This window comes from Cohnella sp. LGH (genome assembly GCF_017671885.1).
GTDB lineage: Bacteria > Bacillota > Bacilli > Paenibacillales > Paenibacillaceae > Cohnella > Cohnella phaseoli.
This window is the reverse complement of the sequence record NZ_CP072117.1, coordinates 4,680,094-4,701,245: the sequence shown is the minus strand read 5'-3', so window position 1 is coordinate 4,701,245 and position 21,152 is coordinate 4,680,094. Positions and strand designations below refer to the sequence as shown.

The following is a 21,152-nucleotide window of genomic DNA, read 5'->3' as shown; positions in this document are numbered from 1 at the left end:
TTACTCGACGGGGAACTCCCAATTACTCGTATACTTTGACTTCGTTGTAGAACGTATCGCGTTCCACCGGAATTCGGCCTGCGCCTTTAATGAGCCATACCAGGTCTTCGCGCGTAATGCCGTCCGGAGTTAATGCGCCAGCCGCATGGCTGATCTTCTCCCGGACGATCGTGCCGTGCGCATCGGAGGCACCCATCGTGAGCGCGACTTGCGTAAGCTGAGTGCCGATGTTGATGAAGTAGGCTTTAATATGTTGGATGTTATCCAGCATCAGACGGCTGATCGCGATCGCTTTAAGATCGTCGTAAGCGGAATTCCTGCGCCGGATGCTCGCTTTCGGGCTGATCGGCTGCATCGACAGCGGGATGAACACCTGGAAGCCGTTCGTCTCGTCCTGCAGGTCGCGAACGTGGATCATATGCTGCACACGCTCCTCTAACGACTCTACGGAGCCGTACAGCATCGTCGTATGCGTGCGCAAGCCGAGATTGTGCGCCGTGCGATGTACGTCCAAATACTGCTCGATATTCGCCTTGGTTACGCGCATTTTTTTCCGATACTGATCGGATAAAATTTCCGCGCCGCCTCCCGTCAACGTTTCCAGGCCGGCTTCGATAAGCCGCTCCAGCACTTGACGGTATGTCAGTCCGGAAATGCGGGAGAAGAAATCGATTTCGGCTGCCGTATAGGCCTTCATCGTTACGTTAGGATATTTTTCCTTCAGCGCGCGAATAGATTCTACATAATAGTCGAACGGTACATGAGGATTGTGGCCGCCGACGATATGGAATTCCCGGACGCCGGGATGAATGTGCTGCTCGACGTAATCGATCATTTCCTGAGGCGTTAGCGTATAGGAGCCCTCTTGTCCCTCGTCTTTACGGAAATTGCAAAAAGCGCAGCGCGCTTCGCATACATTCGTGAAGTAAAGACTCATGTTTTCGATGAAGTAGACCTTCTTGCCGTTCTTCCTTAGATTCACCTCGTTGGCCAATTGCCCGATCGTCAACAGGTCGTCGGAGCGATAGAGGAAAAGTCCGTCCTCAAGGGACAGACGTTGACCGTTCCGGACTTTATCGGCGATTTCCGCCATTTGGCGGTCAGGATGTGTCGTAACGAGAGTCATGGCATGCGCCTCCAGCCGTAATGAAATAAAAGTAGTGCGACAGGGATGTCGACTGTTTGTGAAAAAAATAACTTTCCAGAAAAACATATAAACCCAAATGTGAACAACCTGTAAACATTATAAACCTGAACCCCCCTTACGGCAACTGGAAATAGAAAAGGGTATAAACTAACGCAAAAAGGGGAATCAACTTGAATAATAAGAAAATTATGGTTATTGTAAAAATAAAATATCGAATAAGGCGGTGTGTTAATCTGAAACCGGATATTTTACCCCTTCACGAACTGGAAAAGCTAGAGGAAACCGAGAAAATCGAAACGCTGAGGCAGTACAGGGCGGCGTATACGATCAAGGATCTTAGCCAGGCCTGGAATTTGAACAATCCGATTCAATACTACATGTGGCTTAAAAAGCAGCACATTTACGAGCAGATTGTGCGTAAAGCGGATAAATTCGAGCCGTCCAAGGAATGGAAGAGAATGCAAGCGTCCGGAAGGCTGGACAGCGTCCGGAAGGACGTTCGCAGTCTTTCCGCCGATCAATTCCGCTATACACTGGACACGGAATCGGTTGGACAGGATTTGGCGCACGTTTTTAATCGATTGGCCGATTTTCTGCTTAACGAGAAAGGGCAATTCCGCTGCCGCATCGAATTGAAGGGGATCGCACACCAGCCTACGGGCGATGGATCTCTTGAGGCTTAGAGCTCTCTGGAGTATACTGAGGAAGAGAACAGTATCGTCTAGGGAGGGAAACCGACAATGATGAACATCAGCGAATCGGCTACAGAGAAAATACAGGAAATGCTTGCCGCGGAAGAAATTCCGAATTTGTTTCTGCGCATTGGAGTACAGGAAGGCGGATGCAGCGGCTTCTCATACGGCATGGGCTTCGACGATGAAATCAAAGAGGGCGACAGCGAAATGGAAGTTCGCGGCGTCAAAGTGGTCGTCGATAGCGAAAGCATGAAATACTTGCGCGGCTTGGAAATTGACTGGAAGGAATCCGCCATGGGCGGCGGTTTCACCATTCACAATCCGAACGCAACCGTCACTTGCGGCTGCGGCTCCTCGTTCCGTACGGCGAAGGAAGCGGGCAATCCTGCGGCTGAGCCTTGCTAATCGGGTAATTATAGGCGTTAGATTACGGCCTCCAAGACGATGTTAGTCTATGACTAATTCGTCTTGGAGGCCGTTTTTGCGCTGGATAACTGTGAGCATAAACAGACTTCCATTTCAACTACATTTCACGAGATTAAAAAGGACTTGTTTGTTTTGGTTGAAAAAGCTAATATTTGCTTAATATTCCCTAAGGAACTTTCCAAAAACTTTCGGTTTATGATAAGTTATAACAGGGCAAAGTTGGGAGTTGAGAAACCCCAATGAGAAAGGCGGAACCAAAAATGGAATTTCGGGAGAAGAGGTTAACGGCGCTGAAGCGCAATATCGAAAATCTGCGGAATGAAATGGTGCTTGCTTACGTAAAAAATGGGGATATGCGTCATGCGCAGGTATTGGAAATTTCCCAACTGCTGGACGAGGAACTGAACCGTTACGCGAAATGTCAGCAGCGTGCCAGAGCGGCGGCCAAAGCCGGACATAGATTCGTCTACCATTCTAGACGCAGCGAGAGCGTTACAGCCCGCAGATAAGCGCTGTACTCCAACTTCGTTATTATTTAGATTAGATGCCTGCCGATAATTGACATCGGCTTTTTTGGCGTTCCTTCGCAAATTGGGGCGAATTTCCGGCGTCATCCATCCAAGAACCTGTCCTTCGCGATGAGTATGTATAATCATACCCTCAGGGAAGGAGCCGTTATATGGAAGTCACGATTAGCAGGCAGTTAGCCAACAAGTGGGTGAAGACGAACGCTTTGCGCTCCAATTCCTATATCGCCAGACATATTCCGCCTTCGAGGCTGCTGAATGCGGCGAACTTGCGCAGGATGATCGCTGTTCACGGCATGGTTGTCATCAAACCGGTTCGCGGCGGCGGAGGAATCGGCGTCATGAAAATCGAGAAGCTCGGCTCGTCCTACAGACTTACGAATAAATCCAATAAAAGAACGTTTTCCTCATTCGAGAGATTGATGAAGGCTGTGAACTCCGCGCGTCTGAAGCGGACTTATTTGATTCAAAAAGGGATCCGGCTGGCGACAATCGGAGGCCGGCCGATCGATTACCGCGTGAAATATGTCAAAGAAAACGGAATATGGACGTATCGGTCGATGGTCGGGAGATTGGCGAGACGGGGCCTGTTCGTAACCAACCTGTGCCGCGGAGGCACTCAGATGACGGCAGCGCAAGGGATTCGCCGCTCGCTGTCGGCGAAGCTTGTCGGAAAGAAGAAGCGCGAAATGCGAAATTTGACGAAGGCGTCAACGGCGCTGCTTGAGAGTCGTTACCCGGGAATCGGACAGCTGGGTTACGATTACGCGATCGACCGAAAAGGACATATTTGGATGCTTGAAGTCAATACTCGACCGCAGTAAACGAAAATTATCGACAAAATTTTCTATAGAAGACGGTAATTAAATATTTTGCGGTTATGAAAGTTTTTTATTGGAAAATCGCCCAAAAACCTGTGTATAACTTCATCCACAATATACACACCGATATATCAAGGTTTTGAGGCAGATTTCAACAAAATACACACAACTTACTCACATTGCCTTGTGGATAATTGTCGGCTTGTCCCCCCTGCTCCAGGCATGCTATGATGCCTTCACAAACCTAAGGAGAGGGTGTGGGTCATGTTGCCGTTGTTAACCGATGAACTGTTGTTGGATGCTTATCGGAGCGCGCTGCGCATGCAACTGGACAGGGAATTCGTACGATTGCTACGAACGGAAATCCGGCGTAGGAAGCTGACGGTTCCCGAAGAAAGGGTTGTCTAGATATGCCATGCGGCAATTTCCACCGGAAATGCATATTGGCAGCCGACACAGCGAACGATGTGCCGGCAAGTCGTCCTTTCGGCAGTGGAAGGCTCCTCGAAGGAGACGAGCTCGGGCTCGTAGGGAGAATAGGGTCCGCTCCAATCGCTCGAACGACCTTCGTCTTCGGCGGCGGAACCGCAATTCGGACAAAAAATCTCTAGGGGGCTTAAAGCGTTGCAGATCGGACATATCAAACAGGGCATCCTCCTTAGGCCGGCAACAACCGGTTTTCCTAAGCTAGGATGCCCTTATTATAATTGTTTAAAAAGCGATGCCTAAGCGAACTTTATGATCCTTCAATGAAAGGTTTGCTTAAAATTTCATGTTGCTGCTGTGACCTGGAGACAGCTTGGCGTCCGGATCGATGTAGACTTTGGCATTGTTAATGGCCGTAGGCGCTTCGCCGAAACCGACGGCAATCAGCTTAAGCTTGCCGGGATAGGTCGTAATGTCGCCGGCGGCAAAGATGCCCGGAATGCTCGTCTCCATGCGGGAATCGACGACGATCGATCCGCCCTCTATGTCAAAGCCCCATTCCGCGATCGGGCCAAGCGAGCTCACAAAGCCGAAGTTAATGATTACCGCGTCGACCTCATGCTCGGTCGTTTCCCCGGATTTGACGTCGGTAAGCGTAACGCGGGAAATCGCGCCCTCTCCGTGCAGGCCGGTGATTTCCGTCGGCGTGACAACTTTAACGCTGGAGCGCTGAAGCAGCTCGACGCTGTGCTCGTGAGCGCGGAACTTGTCCCGACGATGAACGAGGGTCACCTGTTCGGCGATTGGCTCAAGCATGAGCGCCCAATCCAGCGCAGAATCGCCCCCTCCGCTAATCAGCACTTTCTGCCCGCGGAACTTTTCCAGATCGCTGACGAAATAGTGCAGGTTCGCTTTCTCGAAAGCGGCTGCCTCAGGCAGCTCCAGCTTGCGCGGCTCGAACGCTCCAACGCCCGCGGCAATAATGACGGCGCGTGCATGGTGAACCCCTTTATCGGTAACAATTTCAAAGAGGCGTTCCTCAAGCTTGGTCAGTTGGGCTACTTTTTCTTCCAAACAAACGTTGGGTTTGAAAAGCTCCAACTGAGCCTTCAAGTTATCGACGAGTCCTTGGGCGGTCACCTTCGGAAATCCCGCGACATCATATATATATTTCTCGGGATACAGTGCGGCAAGCTGGCCTCCGAGCTGAGGCATGCTCTCGATCAGACTGACGGACATCCGTCTCATACCGCCGTAGAAGGCTGCAAACAGGCCTGCAGGTCCTCCGCCGATAATCGCGACGTCCACGATTGACGTATTACTGGAATTCAAAATGCGACACCTCCGTGTTTTGATGCCGATAGTAGCAGCTTGCTACTAAACGCTTCAATTATAAACTTGTCGACTAAGAGAAGAAAGCTTTTTGTACAAATGTCCAAATATATTCATGAAAAAGAACCTTGAAAATTGTTGGAAAAGCCGATATGATCAACTATAGAATTTCGTTAAGTGGATTAACGAAAGGGATTGTGTAATTTTTCACAAACTAACCACACAAAAGGATTGGATGGGATCATCAATGAGCAGTATACCTAAGATCGTCATTCTGGGCGCAGGCTACGGCGGTGTTTTGACTTCGCTTCGTCTGCAGAAGGAATTGAATTATAATGAAGCGGATGTCACTCTGGTCAACAAGCATGATTATCATTACATTACGACGCACCTGCACATGCCTGCCGCAGGAACGGACAATCCGGAGAATGCCCGCGTCAACATCTCCAAGTTGATCGACGAGTTCAAGATCGACTTCGTCAAATCGACGGTTGTACAAATCCGTCCTCAGGATCGCAAGGTCATTCTGGAAGACGGAACGCTTTCTTACGATTATTTGATCATCGGTCTTGGCGGCGAGCCGGAAACGTTCGGCATTCCGGGAATGATCGAGCATGCGTTCAACATTCGCAGCATCAACTCCGTTCGCCTCATTCGCGAGCATATCGAATATCAATTCGCGCGCTTTAAGCGCGAGCCTCACCGCACGGACTATTTGACGTTTGTCGTCGGCGGCGCGGGCTTTACGGGCATCGAGTTCCTCGGCGAGCTGGCCGACCGCATTCCCGAGCTGTGCAAGCAGTTCGACGTCGATCAATCGCTCGTTAAGATCGTTAACGTCGAAGCGGCTCCGACTGCGCTTCCGGGCTTCGATCCGGAGCTGGTCGAGTATGCGATGCAAGTGCTGCAGAAGAAAGGCGTTACGTTCCGCATCGGCACGGCTGTTAAGGAGTGCACGGCGGACGGCGTTATCGTCGGCGAAGGCGAAGAGATCAAGTCGCAGACGGTCATTTGGACGGGTGGCGTTCGCGGTAACCGTCTGATCGAAGAAGCCGGCATCGAGACGATGAGAGGCCGCGTTAAGGTCGACGAATTCCTGCGCGCTCCTGGCCATGAGAACATCTTCGTACTGGGAGACAACTCGCTGGTATTCAACCCGGAAAACGAGCGTCCGTACCCGCCGACAGCGCAAATCGCGATGCAGCAGGGCGTCAACTGCGCGCACAACCTGGTCGCATCGATTCGCAATCAGCCGCTCAAGTCCTTCGCGTTCTCGAACAAAGGCGCGGTAGCATCGCTCGGCAAAGGCGAGGCGATCGGTCTTGCGTTCGGCAAGAAGTACAAAGGTCGTACGGCGTCGTGGCTGAAGAAGCTGATCGACATTCGATATCTGTTCATCATCGGCGGTATTCCGCTTGTGCTGCGCAAAGGTAAATTCCTGTAATGAGACACTGCAGCGTGCAAGTGCGGGGCCTGTTGACGCGAGACGAACTGGACCGTTACAACGCGCTGATGGAAGTCGGCTCTTATCTGGAGACGCAGAAGCGCTACGATCTCGTCGCCACGGTGCAAGCCGAAGTGGATCTGCTCATTCAGCCGGGCATTGAACGGTTGAAGGAGAAAGGACGCGCGAGAGACCGGATGACGCAGGAGTATTTGGAAGAGAAGCGTCGCGCCGAGTGGGAAGCCCAGATGAGCGCACTGGAAGAAGACGATTAATCGAACGGCCGGATCGGGCCGCTCTCCGCGGAAGCGGGAGCGGTCGCGATCCGGTTTTTGCATTTTGGCGGCTATGCTTGTCTTTGTTTCAGTGTACAATAAGAAGGAGAAGTAATTTATAGGGTGAACCAAAGGCTTCGATGAGATGTCCCCAGCGGAATGGAGAAAGGGAATGACAAGGGAGGAACAGAAATGCCTGGAAGAACGGAGAAAGACTCGATCGGAAGCAAGGAAGTGCCGGAAGAGGTGTATTACGGAATTCAGACTTTGCGCGCGGTGGAAAATTTTCCGATTACAGGAGTGCCGGTTCATCCCGAGCTGGTCGTTGCGCTCGCCCATGTGAAGAAAGCGGCCGCTCAAGCGAACATGCAGCTCAAAAGATTGCCGGCGCAGATCGGACAAGCGATCGTGCAGGCGGCGGAGGAAGTTGCGCGAGGCGATCTGTCCGACCAATTTATCGTCGACTCGATTCAAGGCGGCGCGGGAACCTCCATTAATATGAATATGAACGAAGTGCTGGCCAATCGGGCGCTTGAACTGATGGGGCGAGCGAAAGGCGACTATTTTCACTGCAGTCCGAACAACCATGTCAATATGTCGCAATCGACGAACGATGCGATTCCGACTGCGCTTCGCATCGCGGCTCATCGCTTGACCGATCAGCTCTTGGATACGATGGAAGAGGTGCGCCAAGGATTCGTTCGCAAGGAAGCGGAATTTGACGATGTGATCAAAATGGGCAGAACCCATTTGCAGGATGCGGTTCCGATTCGCATGGGCCAGGAGTTTGGCGCATATTCGAAGGTGCTGCAGCGGGACATGGGACGCATCCGCCGGGCTTCCGAGGGTTTGCTTTCGGTGAATATGGGCGCGACGGCGGTGGGCACCGGACTGAACGCAACGCCGGAATATATTCGGCTTGTCGTGGACAATATGGCGGACGAGTTGGATATCCCGATCCGTTCCGCTCCCGATCTCGTCGACGCGACCCAGAACACGGACGCCTACACGGAGCTGTCCGCCGCGCTTAAAGTATGTGCCGTCAATTTGTCGAAAATCTGCAACGATATTCGCATGATGGCGTCCGGCCCGCATGTCGGCTTAAATGAAATTTTGCTGCCGCCGAGACAGCCGGGTTCTTCAATTATGCCGGGCAAAGTGAATCCGGTTATGGCCGAGGTCGTGAACCAGGTGGCTTTCCAGGTGATGGGCAACGATCATACGATCTGTATGGCTTCCGAGGCGGGGCAATTCGAGTTGAACGTCATGGGACCGGTCATCGCCTTTAATTTGTTGCAATCGCTACAAGTGCTGCAGCGATCGCTCGACGTCTTTAACCGCTACGCGCTGGAGGGGATGGAGGCGAATCGGGCCAAATGCAAGGCGTACGTGGACAGAAGCTTCGGCATCGTCACGGCGCTGAACCCGCATCTCGGTTACGATGTGGCGGCTCAGTTGGTCAAGGAAGCGACGAAGACGGGCATGACGATCAAGGAGCTGATCCTGGAGAAGGGCTTGCTGACGCAGGAGGAAATGGACGAAATTCTCGATCCGATCCAGATGACGACGCCGGGGATCGCCGGAGAGCATCTGCTGAAGGAGCAGCTTTAAGAAAGTTCGCGCTATCCCGAAAAAGGGGAGATGGCGCGAACTTTTTTTGGCGATTCGGAAGGAAGCCCGACTGCAACTTCGGACTTCCTAATTAAATCTGCTGAGAATCAGTTCCCGGAGCTTCTAGGCAACAAGGTCTCGAACGCTTCTTCCGTCAACAGATTGCCGACGAAGAACGAGCCGAACTCGCCGTAACGCGCGCTGACTTCGTCGAATCTCATCTCGTAGACGAGCTTCTTGAACTGCAAAGCGTCGTCGGAGAACAGGGTGACGCCCCATTCCCAATCGTCGAAGCCTACCGAGCCGGAGATGATTTGCTTGACCTTGCCGGCATAGCCGCGGCCGATCATGCCATGGCTTCTCATCAGCGTCTTGCGCTCTTCCATCGGCAGCATGTACCAGTTGTCCTCCAGGTTGCGCTTCTTGTTCATCGGGTAGAAGCAAATATGCTTGCTCTTAGGCAGGATCGGCTTCAAGCGCGCGACAATTTCTGGCACCTGCATCGGATCCACGCCTGGAGTACCCATATAGTTGCTCAACTCTACGACGCTGACGTAGGAGTAAGCTTTCACGGTATAACGGGCAAAGCTCGAGCGGTTGAACGCGTTCTCGATCTCGTTCAGCTCCTCCAGCGTCTCCCGCAGATGCATCAGAATGAAGTCGGCCTTCTGTCCGACGATCGAATAGAAGGCGTAGCTGCCTTCCTTGCGCTCTTCCGTCGCCGTCCATTCGGCGCGCAGCTTCGCAAGTTCGTCCAGCGCGGTTTTTTGTTCCTCGGAGGTCGCGGCGTTCCAGGCTTGCCAGTCGATCGTGCGCAGGTCGTGCAGCACATACCATCCATCCAATGTTTGAGCGGCTTCGCTCATCGGTCATCTCTCCTTGTCCAAGCTGTTTATTCCATTGTAGCCCAAGCGGAGAGCGAGGGGCAAACGCCGAAGACTCGTAAATCGAAGGAAAACGTTGTTTTCGGCTTTTTGTTCACAGCTCATTCACACGCACCGCGTTGACTGCGGACCGAGCAGCTTGTAAACTGGAAAAGAGTCTGATTTTGTGGAGGTTTGCGTAATGATCGGTGGAGTCCTTGGCGGCGTCTTGTTCGGAATTATCGGCTCGCTGCTCTGTCTGGTGCTCTTCTTCGGCATTGGCTTTATTTTGAACATGCTGATCAAGACGACCTGGTTTCCGTTGTGGCTGTTTGTGATCGTTGTCATTCCGCTCGGCATTTGGCAGCTGTGGCAAGAGGATTTGACCGTCACCGAAAATATACAATCGCTGCTTGTGTCCGATACGATTCTGATCGTGGCCGGCGCCGTCGGTGCGTACTTAAGCGGTTGGGCGATTCGCGCGCTGCGGCGCGGCGGATACAAAATGTTCTAGACCGCGGCTTAAAGCCAAGTCGCGCGAAGGCGGGGGGAGTCGCATGCTCCGATTATCGGAAATGTTGAAAATGGCGAAGTACGCGCTCGTGGGCGGGTTGAACACGGGTGTGGATTTCGCCGTTTTTTGTGCTTTGATTTACGGGTTGGGAATGTCGACTGCGGGAGCGCAGGTCCTATCTTATCTAGCGGGAACTGCGAACAGTTATTTGCTGAACCGCTACTGGACGTTCGGGGTGCGGGGACAGAAAAACGCGGCGGAGTTGGTTCGCTTCGTTGCGGTTAACGTCGTGTCGTTCGCCGCGGCTACGGCTGCGCTGCTAGGGCTCGAATACGCGGGACTGGAAGCGGCGCTAGCCAAGGCGATCTCCGTATTCGTTTCACTTGCGGTGAACTATGCGGGATATCGACTATGGGTATTCGGCGGCAAGGAACGCCAGCGAATCGGCGAGCCCGAAGCTTGATTTATATGTTACAATAGTAGGATCATCACTTTGAAGAAAAGAGTGTCGATCCCGCAATGCGCGTGTCGAATTTAATGGAATTTACGGAAAATCATCGCTTTATCGTCCGCAGAGATTTTGCGCTCAGCGGCCTGGATCGGAAGGCGCTCGTCGGCTTTTATCAGCCGATGGCGGGGGCCGTTTCGGCCGCTTTCTACCAGCTGCTCTATCACCAAATCGCCGAAGATGCATCCGGAATATCGACTCCCGAGTCCCAGCGCAAGCTGTTTCTGGGGCTGGGAATCGAGCTGAACGCAGGCGGCCGCCAGGCGGTCGTCGAAGCGGCCTCGCGACTGGAAGCGATCGGCTTGCTGCAGGTTTACCGCCATCATAATCCGCTGTCCGAGGAGACGCTGTACGAGTATGCGCTGATTGCGCCGCTCAGTCCGGCCGAGTTTTTCGCGAGCGAGCATCTAACGCTGCTGCTGTGCGACAAAATCGGCAAAAGCGCGCTGCTGGAGCTGCGCGACGGGTTTGCGCCCGAGCCGCCGCCCGAGCTGGCGCGTTTCGTTAACCGCGAGGAGGCGACGGTGCACTTCTCGGAAATATTTCGCATCAGCCCCGGCCTTGTCGATCCGGAGCTGGAAGCGGGCTGGTCCGAGAGCGCCGTCGCGAAGGAGCAGAAAGCTTCCCAGCCTGCGGAGCGAATACGCCATAGCGAAATGCTGCTGCGTTTTCCGCGCGGATCGGCGAACCGGGTGTTCGTCGAGCGGCTGAATCGAGCGCCGCAGGCCATGGCGCAGATCAATTATTTGGCTTACAAATACGATTTGGAAGTGCCGGAGATTTGTCGTTTGCTCGACGAGGACGGCATGTTCCGTCACGACGGCACGCTGCAATGGGACGACCTGCAGCATCGGGCCAATCTGATGTACAGGCAGGATCGCAAGCGCGCGGAAGAGCGGGAGCGGTTTCTCGCCCGAGGCGATGAACGAACGGGGAGCCTTACAGGGGACGAGTCCGTCGCAATTCCGCCTTCCCTGCTGCTCGACATTCCCGAGCGGTTTCAGGAGAGTATTGCGGTGGAGCGGTATAACGAAATGCTGCGCCGGGAGCCGTATACCCGGATGCTGGCGCGGTTCTTTCCGGGGGAAGTGCCGGACAACTTCGTGCGCGTATTCGAGCGCATTGATTTGAGCTACAAGCTGCCCGAGCCGGTCATCAACGTGCTGATCCATTATGTTTTCTCGCTGGGACGGGCGCAGCGGCTGACGAAATCGTTCGTCGACGCGATCGCGTCGAACATGCTGGCCAAAGGCATCGATACGATCGAGAAGGCGATCCTGTACATTCGCGAGCAGGAGAAGCTGAACGAAGCGCTAGACCGCAAAAACCGCGGAGACGATTCTGCCCGCGCGGCAGTATCGGGCGGACGCGGCGGCGGAAGGCGGAAGCCTGCGATGTCGGTCGTTAAAGATTCGGGGACGGCGGACGAGGTGACTCCCGAGGAGCTGGAGCGGATGCTTGCTCGCGCGAGGGAGCGGAAGAGCAAAAAATGACGCCGGTAAGGAGCTGCGACGAAATTAGCAGTAATTTATTTTGACGCAGTCTCTAGGCGGCAGATGAGGAGGCGCGGACAATGGAATCATTGAAGGACGCTTTGCGCCGGCTGCCGTTCGGTCCGCAGTCGGGGCAAGGACGGGACATCGCCGAACAGGTGCTTGCCGACCCTCTGGTGGTCGATCTGCGCAGCCGCTACCCTGAGCTTGACGACCAGGTGCTGCGGCTTAACTTGAACCGGCTATACCAGATGACTAAGGAAGCGCGTAATTGCCGGGCTTGCCCCGGACTCGAGGCTTGTCCGAACGACATGCAGGGGCACTCCACCGGCATATCGTGCGAAAGCTTAAACGGCCGCTGGCAAATCAACGATTACAAAACGCCTTGCTCCAAATGGATCGCATTCGAGGGCCAGGAACGCATTCGCCGCAGAGTGACGAGCCTGTATTTGGACAATTCCGAGCTGGGGCAGTATTACGACGAAGAAGAGATGATGCGCTTAGACCCGAATCGCGCTGTGGCCGTAGATCAGCTTCAGGAGTATGCCGACGGCGCGGAGGAATCGGGATTGCCGAAGCGCGGCTTATATCTTCAGGGCGATTTCGGCACCGGAAAAACGTATCTCGCCGGCTATCTGCTGCATCGCTTGGCCAAAAAAGGCTTCTCCGGCGTCATCGTCTACATGCCGGACTTCGTCGAAGACGCTAAGGCGCTGATGTTCGAGCCGCAGAAGCTAAAAGAGACGGTTACGCTGATGAAAGAGGCGGATTTGCTCGTCTTCGACGACATCGGCGCGGAAAATTTGACGCCATGGGTTCGCGACCACGTGTTGGGTGCGATACTCAACCATCGGATGAACCGCAAGCCGACCTTTTACACGTCCAATCACGCCCTCGAGGATCTCGAGAAGCATTTCAGCTTCACGCACAAGGAAGGCGAAGAGATGCACAAGGGACAACGATTGATGGACCGCATTCGTCCGTTCGTCGACATCATCCATGTTCGGGGACGCAATCATCGCGGCTCCGGGAAATGAAAAAGAAGCTCGCGGACGGTGCTTCGGTATCGTTGGGCACCGAGCTGCCGGTGGATTTGCAGCCTTGGGAATATCGGATTTATACGGCTTCTATTCGTCAATAAGGTGAAAAGTGGCCTTTCTTTCGACGTTAAAATACGTCGGAGAGAGGCTACTTTTTTTCATTATGGATTTATTAGTTTTTTTTATAGACACTTATTGACAATCGACTTGTCGCCCTGTTAAGATTTCTCCAATACCAAGTAAATATATATGAATTACTTGGTATATGCGAATTATTAGGTAAAGGACGACTCGCAAACAGCACAAAGTTGGCGGATCTCTGGATGCCGAGATCGTTCCCGAGCGGCCGGAATGGCCATCCGGCGCGACGGGAGCGCAAAAATGACATTGGTTGGGGTGGATAAACATGAAAACATTGAAAAATCTCCAATTCGTACTTATTGCGGCATTGATCGTAACCGTATTGACTGCATGCGGCGCCAAAAACAATAGCGGCGAGCCGTCCAAAGCGGCATCGCCAAGTACGCCGGCCGCAAGCGGCTCGCCGAGCGCTTCGGCTCACGCCGAGCCGTCGAAGGAAGCTCCGAAGGACATCGAGCTGCTTAACGTATCCTACGATCCGACTCGCGAGCTATATGAAGAATTCAACAAGAGCTTCGCTGAATATTGGAAGCAGAAGACCGGGGGCAACATTACGATCAAGCAATCCCATGGCGGCTCGGGCAAGCAGGCCCGCTCGGTCATCGACGGATTGGAGGCTGACGTCGTTACGCTCGCGCTCGGCTTCGACATCGATGCGCTAGTGGAGCCGAGCTTGATCAAGTCCGATTGGCAGAAGACTTTCGAGCAGAACAGCACTCCGTACACATCGACCATCGTTTTCCTCGTGCGCAAAGGCAATCCGAAAGGGATCAAGGACTGGGACGATCTGATCAAGGACGGCATTCATGTCATTACCCCGAATCCGAAAACGTCGGGCGGAGCGCGCTGGAACTACTTGGCCGCATGGGGCTACGCGACGAAGACGCTTGGCTACGACGAAACGCAGACGCTCGATTTTCTGAAAAAACTGTTCAAAAACGTGCCGGTGCTGGACACGGGAGCCCGCGGATCGACGACGACATTCGTGGAGAAAGGGATTGGCGACGTGCTGCTGGCGTGGGAAAACGAGGCGTACTTGGCTCTGAAGGAATTCGGAGACGACTACGAGATCGTGACGCCGTCGCTGAGCATTCTGGCGGAGCCTCCGGTAGCGATCGTCGACAAGAACGTCGATAAGAGAGGCACGCGCGAAGCGGCTACGGAATATCTCCAATACTTGTACACCGAGCAGGGCCAAGAGATCGCGGCGAAAAACTTCTATCGCCCTCGCCTGCAATCGGTGGCCGACAAATACAAAGACCAGTTCGGCCAGCTTAATTTGCTGACGATCGACCAGGATTTCGGCGGCTGGAACGAAGCGCAAACGAAGCATTTCTCCGACGGAGGCACGTTCGACCAAATTTATACGCCGGGTTCCTAACCAAGGGCCGGCAGGAGGTTAGCGCGTCAACATGATCCGATTAAGAAAAAACGAGCGGATATTGCCCGGATTTTCCCTTACTTTGGGCTTTACGGTTCTTTATCTCAGCTTGATCGTACTGCTCCCGTTGGCGGCATTGGCGATCAAATCCGCGGATCTGTCGCTGGCGCAATGGTGGAATACCGTCTCCGATCCGCGCGTCGTCGCCTCCTACAGGTTAAGCTTAACGACCGCATTCATCGCAGCGCTCGTCAACTTCGTGTTCGGTTTGCTGCTGGCCTGGGTACTCGTGCGCTACGAGTTCCCCGGCAAGCGCATCATAGACGGGCTGATCGATTTGCCGTTCGCGCTGCCGACGGCGGTCGCGGGCATCGCGCTTACGACCATCTATGCGCCCAAAGGCTGGATCGGCTCCTTGCTGGAGCCTCTGGGCGTCAAGGTCGCGTATACGCCAATCGGCATTACGATCGCGCTGATTTTTATCGGCATTCCCTTCGTCGTGAGAACGGTTCAGCCCGTGCTTCAGGATTTGGAGGCCGATATGGAGGAAGCGGCGGTTATGCTGGGTTCGTACCGTTTCCGCATTTTCCGCAAAGTGATTTTGCCGGATTTGATTCCTCCGCTGCTGACGGGCTTCGCTCTGGCGTTCGCGCGCGGCATCGGGGAGTACGGCTCGGTCGTGTTCATCTCCGGCAACATGCCGATGAAGACGGAGATCGCTCCGCTTCTAATCATTACGAAGCTGGAGCAATACCAGTACGCGCAAGCGGCGGCGATTGCCGTCGTGCTGCTGCTGATCTCCTTTGCTCTGCTGCTGGTCATTAATATTTTGCAAAGGTGGAGCAATCGCCGCCTTCGCGCCGTGAAGGGGGGCTGAGCGGATGGCGGGTATCGTTACGAATCCGCGGGCTGCGAAAAAACAGGCGGCGAAGCCGCATCTGTCGGAGCCGAAAGCCGTGAAGTACGCGCTAATCGGCGTTGCGCTGCTGTTCCTCGCCCTGATCGTGCTGCTGCCGATGGCGGCGGTACTGGCCGAGGCGTTCCGCAAAGGCTGGGCTGCTTATTTAAGCGCTTTGTCCGACCCGGACGCGATGTCGGCTTTACGCCTAACCGTGATTACCGCGCTGATCGCCGTGCCGCTGAATACGATATTCGGGCTGGCGGCGGCATGGGCGATTACGAAGTTCAAGTTTCGCGGCAAAAATTTGCTCGTTACGCTGATCGACCTTCCGTTCGCCGTGTCGCCGATCGTGAGCGGTCTGATCTATGTGCTGCTGTTCGGCGCGCAGGGGTTGCTCGGGCCTTGGCTCAGCGAGCATGATATCCATATTATTTTCGCCACGCCGGGGATTGTGATCGCCACGATGTTCGTTACATTCCCGTTCGTCGCCCGCGAGCTGATCCCGCTTATGGAGACGCAGGGCGTCACGGACGAAGAAGCGGCTGTCAGCCTCGGAGCGAAGGGCTGGCGGGTATTTTTCAAGGTAACGTTGCCGAATATCAAGTGGGGTTTGCTGTATGGCATGATCCTGTGCAATGCGAGAGCGATGGGCGAGTTCGGCGCGGTGTCGGTCGTCTCCGGACATATTCGGGGCGAGACGAATACGCTGCCGCTGCACATCGAAATTTTGTACAACGAGTATCAGTTCAGCGCCGCCTTCGCCGTCGCCTCTCTGCTCATGGTGCTGGCTGTCGTCACGCTTATCGTCAAATCCATTCTGGAAAGCCGCATGAACTCAGAATAGCCCGCTAATGGCTTCGCTCCATTTGGTTCAACTTATATTGAGCAATAGACCTAACGAAACGGAGGAACGAAAATGGCTAAACCGCTGGAGGTAGACGAACGCTGGCTGGGGCGGATCGCCGAGCAGGTGAACGGATTGGAATACGGCGAGGTGAACATCGTTGTTCATGACGGAAGAATCGTGCAGATTGAGCGCAAGGAACGCAAGCGTTATGACGACCCCTCTCGCAGCGTGCCGAAGCAGGTGCAGAGGGAACCCTACAAACAAGCCTAACGGCTTGTATACCAGTTTATAGAATGACGGCGTCAGAGAATTCGTCCTGGCGTCGTCTTATTGCGTTATAGTAAAGTAAATACAATTCGTCGATTGGGAGGGAGTTTACAGCTGAGATTACGATTATTTAGCTTATGTATTCTGTTCCTTTCTATGCTGATAGGCTGCTCTAAGCAGCCGGAGCCGGTCGCCAATGACTATGACAGCAGCCTTGTTCCGGTGCAAGTCCAATTTAACGGCACGGTTTACCGGACGACATCCGAAACGGCGGCATGTACAGAGGAAATCGGAAAGGGATACGCATTATCGGAGGAAGGCAAGGTTTTAGAACGGATCTATTGGCGAGTGTTTCAAGAAGCCGATGGGAGAATTGCGGTAAAATCGGCAAGTACCTGTTACATTTTTACGGAATAGCGCATGAAGGAATTCATCCAAGGGAACAAGGAACTTTCTTGAAAGGAGGTCACACATGGAAAATCATAATGCGCCAACTTTAGAAACAGAACGATTGATATTAAGAAAATTCACTGAAAATGACATAGAAGCTCTATTTGATATCTATAAAGATGAAGAAGTGAATACCTTTTTGCCATGGTTTCCTTTGAAATCGTTGGAAGAAGCCGAAAAGTTTTTCAAAGACAAATATATCGAAGCCTACAAGCAATCAAAAGGATATAAATATGCAATTTGCTTAAAAGCAGATAATATCCCAATAGGTTATGTAAATGTGAGCATTGAGGAGAACCACGATTTAGGGTACGGGTTGAGAAAAGAATTTTGGCATAAAGGGATTGTAACAGAAGCATGCAGAGCTGTTGTTAAACAGGTAAAAAAAGATGGATTCCTGTATATCACGGCTACCCACGATATTAATAATCCTCGCAGTGGCGAAGTAATGAAGCAGTTAGGCATGAGCTATAAATATACCTTTGAAGAACAATGGCAGCCTAAAGATATACGGGTTACATTCCGAATGTATCAATTAAACTTTGACGGGCAAAACGTTCGGGTGTATAAAGAATACTGGAATAAATATGCTGTTCATTTTATAGAAAGTGACATATAAGAGGATTGATAAGAATCTCAATACAAAGGGGCCGCCCGTTGGGCAGCCCCTTGCTCGTTGTTTTCGCAAATTAAGAAATGATGAATTTAACGACAACCGCGACAGTGAACACGATGAACATGAAGCCGAACATCACTCCAAAACCCGTCGCTACGTCGAACAGATCGTCGCGCGGCTCTTCGTTGATATGCTGGCGCGGATCGGTAACATTTGCATTTGCCATTGATAAGCCTCCTGACACGCATTCGATAGTTACAGTATACCCAACATCGCTTTTTGTTGTAAAGTGTTCCCCCGAACGAACGGTGACAAGTTTGCGACAACGGAAAAACGGATAAGGCGATACGGCGTGCGAATGTGCTACAATGGGAGGAACGGGTGTTCTATCCGGACATCAGAAGGAGGTACGTTTGTTGGACATCCTGGACGCTGCCGCAAGTCGGGACAAGGCGATGGAAAACATTCGCAACAAGCTGGCGCTGCTTCCCGATCAGCCCGGCTGCTATTTGATGAAAAACGAAGAAGGCAAAATTATATACGTAGGCAAGGCGAAGGTGCTGAAAAACCGCGTTCGCTCCTATTTTAACGGCAGTCATGACGGCAAGACGCAGAAGCTCGTCTCGGAAATCCGCGACTTCGAATATATCGTAACGGCCAGCAATACGGAGTCGCTGATTTTGGAATGCAACCTGATCAAGGAGCATTTTCCCCGTTACAATGTGCTGCTGAAGGACGATAAATCGTTTCCTTACTTGAAAATCACGAACGAGAAGCATCCGAAGCTGGAAGTCACGAGACGGGTGATCAAGGATAAAGCGAAATACTTCGGACCTTATCCGAACGCCTTCGCCGCACAGGAGACGAAAAAGCTCCTCGATAGGATGTACCCGCTGCGCAAATGCAATACGCTTCCGGACAAAGTATGCTTGTACTATCATATGGGCCAATGTGTCGCTCCTTGCGAGTACACGATTGAGCAGAAGGTTTACGACGGCATGGTCGGGGAGATTTCCCGGTTTTTGAATGGCGGGCATACGGAAATTAAGCGCGAGCTGAAGCGCAAAATGGAGTCGGCGGCAGAGGAACTGCAATTCGAGCGGGCGAAGGAATACCGCGATCAGATTGTGGCGATCGAAGCGCTGATGGAGAAGCAGACGATCAATATGGCGGATGCGATGGACCGGGACGTGTTCGGTTATTCGGTCGACAAAGGCTGGATGTGTGTGCAAATTCTTTATATGCGCCAAGGCAAAATGAATCAGCGCCACATGTCCGTTTTTCCGTTTTACGGGGAGGCTTACGACGACTTTCTCAGCTATGTAACCCAGTATTATAGCGACAATCCGGCGCTGCCGCGCGAGGTGCTGCTGCCTCCTCCTCCGGTCGAGGGCGAACCGACGGAAAAAGCGACCCCCATCGAGGGAGCTGCCGAAGTCAAACAAGCCTCTGTAGAAACGACAGAGGGACATGAGACAAAGGTTGGTGAAACCGCGAAGGTTGGAGAGGTGAAGGCAAGCTACGGCGAGGCGGAAAAGGGAGAAGCCGCGGGGGTTGAAGAAGCGGCGGAGGCGTACGAAACGGAAGAAGAAGGCGAAGCTGCGGAGGTCGGAGAGACGCTGCGCCGCTGGCTGAAGATCAAGGCGGCGTTCCCGCGCCGCGGCTCGAAGCGGCAGCTCGTTGCAATGGCTTGCGACAATTCCCGAGTGGCGCTGGAGGAGAAATTCCGTTTGATTGAGCGGGACGAATCGCGGACGGCCAAAGCTTCCGAAGGGCTGGCGAACTGGCTCGGCATTCCGTGCGCATCGCGCATCGAGGCGTTCGACAACTCGAACATTCAGGGCGCTTCGGCGGTGTCGGCAATGGTTGTGTTCACGGACGGCAAGCCGGATAAAAAGGAGTATCGCAAGTACAACGTCAAGACGGTGCAGGGACCGGACGATTACGAGTCGATGCGGGAGGTTGTGCGCCGCCGCTACGAGCGCGTGCTGAAGGAAGGCTTGGCGCTGCCGGACCTGATCGTTGTCGACGGCGGCAAAGGGCACATCGCCGCGGCGCTGGACGTGCTTGTCAACGAGCTGGGGCTGGACGTTCCCGTCTGCGGTCTGGCGAAGGACGCCAAGCACCGCACCTCGCAACTGCTGGTCGGCGATCCGCCCGAGGTTGTTCCTCTGCCGCGCGACAGCCAGGAATTTTACTTGCTGCAGCGCATTCAGGACGAAGTGCACCGCTTCGCGATTACGTTTCACCGCGAGAAGCGGGCCAAATCAATGGTCGCCTCGCGGCTGGACGCGATACCGGGCATCGGGGAGAAGCGCAGGAAGCAGCTGCTGAGCCACTTCGGCTCGCTGAAGGCGATCAAGGAAGCTTCCGTCGACGATTTCAAGGCCGTATCGATTGGCGAGGCGCTGGCGCAGCGCATTCTTGACACGCTTAATGCAGAGTGAGACTCTGGCCGGTTGGACTTTATTAATTAAGTAGGGCTTGCTGAATAGTGAAAATGAGGCTAAGAACCGCATAACAACAAGGGTCTTAGCCACTTTATGTCGAATTCATTTGCAAAGGAAAGCATGGAGAACGGATAAAAATCCTTGCAGATGGAGTGACGAAAGTGTTCAAGCCAACCACGACGTCCCTCGACCGCTATACGAAGAAGCTTTCCACATCGATCTTTGAAGCTCAACTGCAGCGCCGCAAAGGGCTGCGAGGCATCATGCGCGAGCTTCAAGCCGATGAAGAATTTCAGCAGGCTCTCGGTATTACTTCGATCAGTGCAGCACAGCTCTCGCGCAAGAACAACCAGTTGGATCCGGAAGTGCTTCAATCCATCTTGTGCGATCTCCTCACTCGATTGCATCGTGTTCAGTCTCCCAGTGTTCAAGCTGCCGGCCCGGTGAAAGTCATCGATTCTACAACGATCAGTTTATGCCTGATAGATTTTTTTCCGTTGGGTGAAGCAGAATTTGAAGCTGACCTGCTTCTACGGCACCGAAGAAAATGCGGTGATGAACCAAATTTGGGTGTGCCTGATCGCCTACTGCTTGTTACTCTTGATGAAGCTGGAGATCGCGCCGAATCACTCATTTGACGGAACTGATGGATTTGCTGAAGACATTATTGTGGAAGCCGCTCAAGAAGCTTGAAGCTGCACTAAATTGGAAGCCAAGTCGAACATCCAAAGGGCGACAAAAGAAGCTCGCCACGTCGTAGTCAGAAACCAGAGATAGAAGCGAATTCTTTAAATGGATGCATATTCCAAATGGACAAAGACTGCCTGAACAGGAGCCCCTTGAGTTTTTAGCTCTTAACCGGAGGGGGCAGATTTCTGACAATTCAGATAGTTGTTATGTCACTGTTTATGAAACGCTACTGAATCAGTTAATATTGATTGTGACTTTAGAACTAGATTGTACCATATAATGAAAAT

Annotated in this window: 23 protein-coding genes; 19 read left to right on the top strand and 4 right to left on the bottom strand. The window is 53.1% G+C overall.

What is annotated here, in order from left to right:
• Positions 1–22: 22 nt before the first annotated feature.
• Positions 23–1,126 carry an aminofutalosine synthase MqnE gene (gene mqnE / locus J4772_RS20250; protein WP_209071153.1) on the bottom strand — a complete coding sequence of 368 codons (1,104 nt, stop codon included), beginning with the start codon at positions 1,124–1,126 and terminating at the stop codon, positions 23–25.
• A 191-nt stretch (positions 1,127–1,317) separates the two neighbouring features.
• On the opposite strand from mqnE, the gene J4772_RS20245 reads away from it, so the two are divergent.
• The 5 genes from J4772_RS20245 to sda all read left to right on the top strand — a co-directional run bounded on the left by J4772_RS20245 (position 1,318) and on the right by sda (position 4,024).
• Positions 1,318–1,830, top strand: coding sequence for a hypothetical protein (locus J4772_RS20245; protein WP_209071152.1), 513 nt, complete (start codon positions 1,318–1,320; stop codon positions 1,828–1,830).
• Between the two features lie 57 nt (positions 1,831–1,887).
• Positions 1,888–2,247, top strand: a complete 360-nt coding sequence (erpA, locus tag J4772_RS20240) for an iron-sulfur cluster insertion protein ErpA (RefSeq protein ID WP_209071151.1) — start codon at positions 1,888–1,890, stop codon at positions 2,245–2,247.
• Positions 2,248–2,528: 281 nt separating this feature from the next.
• Positions 2,529–2,777, top strand: a complete 249-nt coding sequence (locus J4772_RS20235; RefSeq protein WP_181917793.1) for an aspartyl-phosphate phosphatase Spo0E family protein — start codon at positions 2,529–2,531, stop codon at positions 2,775–2,777.
• A 170-nt stretch (positions 2,778–2,947) separates the two neighbouring features.
• The gene (locus J4772_RS20230) at positions 2,948–3,619 is read left to right on the top strand and encodes a YheC/YheD family protein (RefSeq protein WP_116062199.1); all 672 of its coding nucleotides are present in this window, start codon (positions 2,948–2,950) and stop codon (positions 3,617–3,619) included.
• Between the two features lie 261 nt (positions 3,620–3,880).
• Positions 3,881–4,024, top strand: a complete 144-nt coding sequence (gene sda, locus J4772_RS20225) for a sporulation histidine kinase inhibitor Sda (RefSeq protein ID WP_116062200.1) — start codon at positions 3,881–3,883, stop codon at positions 4,022–4,024.
• Positions 4,025–4,378: 354 nt separating this feature from the next.
• On the opposite strand, the gene J4772_RS20220 is transcribed toward sda, so the two are convergent.
• Positions 4,379–5,374 carry an NAD(P)/FAD-dependent oxidoreductase gene (locus J4772_RS20220; RefSeq protein WP_116062202.1) on the bottom strand — a complete coding sequence of 332 codons (996 nt, stop codon included), beginning with the start codon at positions 5,372–5,374 and terminating at the stop codon, positions 4,379–4,381.
• 247 nt (positions 5,375–5,621) lie between these two features.
• Between J4772_RS20220 and J4772_RS20215 the strand changes: the two genes are divergently transcribed.
• From J4772_RS20215 to aspA, 3 genes are all read left to right on the top strand, one after another.
• Positions 5,622–6,818, top strand: a complete 1,197-nt coding sequence (locus J4772_RS20215) for an NAD(P)/FAD-dependent oxidoreductase (RefSeq protein ID WP_116062203.1) — start codon at positions 5,622–5,624, stop codon at positions 6,816–6,818.
• Positions 6,818–7,093, top strand: a complete 276-nt coding sequence (locus J4772_RS20210) for a hypothetical protein (protein ID WP_209071150.1) — start codon at positions 6,818–6,820, stop codon at positions 7,091–7,093. The genes J4772_RS20215 and J4772_RS20210 overlap by 1 nt, the downstream gene beginning before the upstream one ends.
• Before the next feature lie 192 nt (positions 7,094–7,285).
• Entirely contained in the window at positions 7,286–8,704 is a 1,419-nt protein-coding gene (gene aspA / locus J4772_RS20205; protein WP_116062205.1) for an aspartate ammonia-lyase, read from the top strand.
• A 107-nt stretch (positions 8,705–8,811) separates the two neighbouring features.
• On the opposite strand, the gene hemQ is transcribed toward aspA, so the two are convergent.
• Complete coding sequence (hemQ, locus tag J4772_RS20200) at positions 8,812–9,570, bottom strand: hydrogen peroxide-dependent heme synthase (protein ID WP_209071149.1); 759 nt, start codon at positions 9,568–9,570, stop codon at positions 8,812–8,814.
• Positions 9,571–9,769: 199 nt separating this feature from the next.
• On the opposite strand from hemQ, the gene J4772_RS20195 reads away from it, so the two are divergent.
• From J4772_RS20195 to J4772_RS20155, 9 genes are all read left to right on the top strand, one after another.
• Positions 9,770–10,081, top strand: a complete 312-nt coding sequence (locus tag J4772_RS20195) for a YuiB family protein (RefSeq protein ID WP_116062208.1) — start codon at positions 9,770–9,772, stop codon at positions 10,079–10,081.
• Between the two features lie 43 nt (positions 10,082–10,124).
• On the top strand, positions 10,125–10,544 hold the full coding sequence (locus J4772_RS20190; protein WP_209071148.1) for a GtrA family protein: 420 nt from the start codon (positions 10,125–10,127) through the stop codon (positions 10,542–10,544).
• A gap of 56 nt (positions 10,545–10,600) precedes the next feature.
• Positions 10,601–12,082, top strand: a complete 1,482-nt coding sequence (locus J4772_RS20185) for a DnaD domain protein (RefSeq protein WP_209071147.1) — start codon at positions 10,601–10,603, stop codon at positions 12,080–12,082.
• Between the two features lie 80 nt (positions 12,083–12,162).
• Entirely contained in the window at positions 12,163–13,119 is a 957-nt protein-coding gene (locus tag J4772_RS20180; RefSeq protein WP_116062211.1) for an ATP-binding protein, read from the top strand.
• A gap of 409 nt (positions 13,120–13,528) precedes the next feature.
• A complete protein-coding gene (locus J4772_RS20175; RefSeq protein WP_209071146.1) occupies positions 13,529–14,644 on the top strand; it encodes a sulfate ABC transporter substrate-binding protein in 1,116 nt (371 codons plus the stop codon).
• 31 nt (positions 14,645–14,675) lie between these two features.
• Positions 14,676–15,521 carry a sulfate ABC transporter permease subunit CysT gene (gene cysT / locus J4772_RS20170; RefSeq protein WP_209071145.1) on the top strand — a complete coding sequence of 282 codons (846 nt, stop codon included), beginning with the start codon at positions 14,676–14,678 and terminating at the stop codon, positions 15,519–15,521.
• 4 nt (positions 15,522–15,525) lie between these two features.
• The gene (gene cysW, locus J4772_RS20165; protein ID WP_209071144.1) at positions 15,526–16,389 is read left to right on the top strand and encodes a sulfate ABC transporter permease subunit CysW; all 864 of its coding nucleotides are present in this window, start codon (positions 15,526–15,528) and stop codon (positions 16,387–16,389) included.
• A 72-nt stretch (positions 16,390–16,461) separates the two neighbouring features.
• Positions 16,462–16,662, top strand: coding sequence for a YezD family protein (locus J4772_RS20160; protein WP_116062215.1), 201 nt, complete (start codon positions 16,462–16,464; stop codon positions 16,660–16,662).
• A 469-nt stretch (positions 16,663–17,131) separates the two neighbouring features.
• On the top strand, positions 17,132–17,728 hold the full coding sequence (locus J4772_RS20155; protein WP_209071143.1) for a GNAT family N-acetyltransferase: 597 nt from the start codon (positions 17,132–17,134) through the stop codon (positions 17,726–17,728).
• A gap of 70 nt (positions 17,729–17,798) precedes the next feature.
• Here J4772_RS20155 and J4772_RS20150 read toward each other — a convergent pair whose 3' ends face one another.
• Positions 17,799–17,951, bottom strand: coding sequence for a YqzM family protein (locus J4772_RS20150; RefSeq protein WP_116062218.1), 153 nt, complete (start codon positions 17,949–17,951; stop codon positions 17,799–17,801).
• Positions 17,952–18,180: 229 nt separating this feature from the next.
• Here J4772_RS20150 and uvrC point away from each other — a divergent pair, with 229 nt between their 5' ends.
• Positions 18,181–20,172, top strand: coding sequence for an excinuclease ABC subunit UvrC (gene uvrC / locus J4772_RS20145; protein WP_247741206.1), 1,992 nt, complete (start codon positions 18,181–18,183; stop codon positions 20,170–20,172).
• A gap of 164 nt (positions 20,173–20,336) precedes the next feature.
• Entirely contained in the window at positions 20,337–20,813 is a 477-nt protein-coding gene (locus J4772_RS20140; protein WP_209071141.1) for a hypothetical protein, read from the top strand.
• Positions 20,814–21,152: the final 339 nt, after the last annotated feature.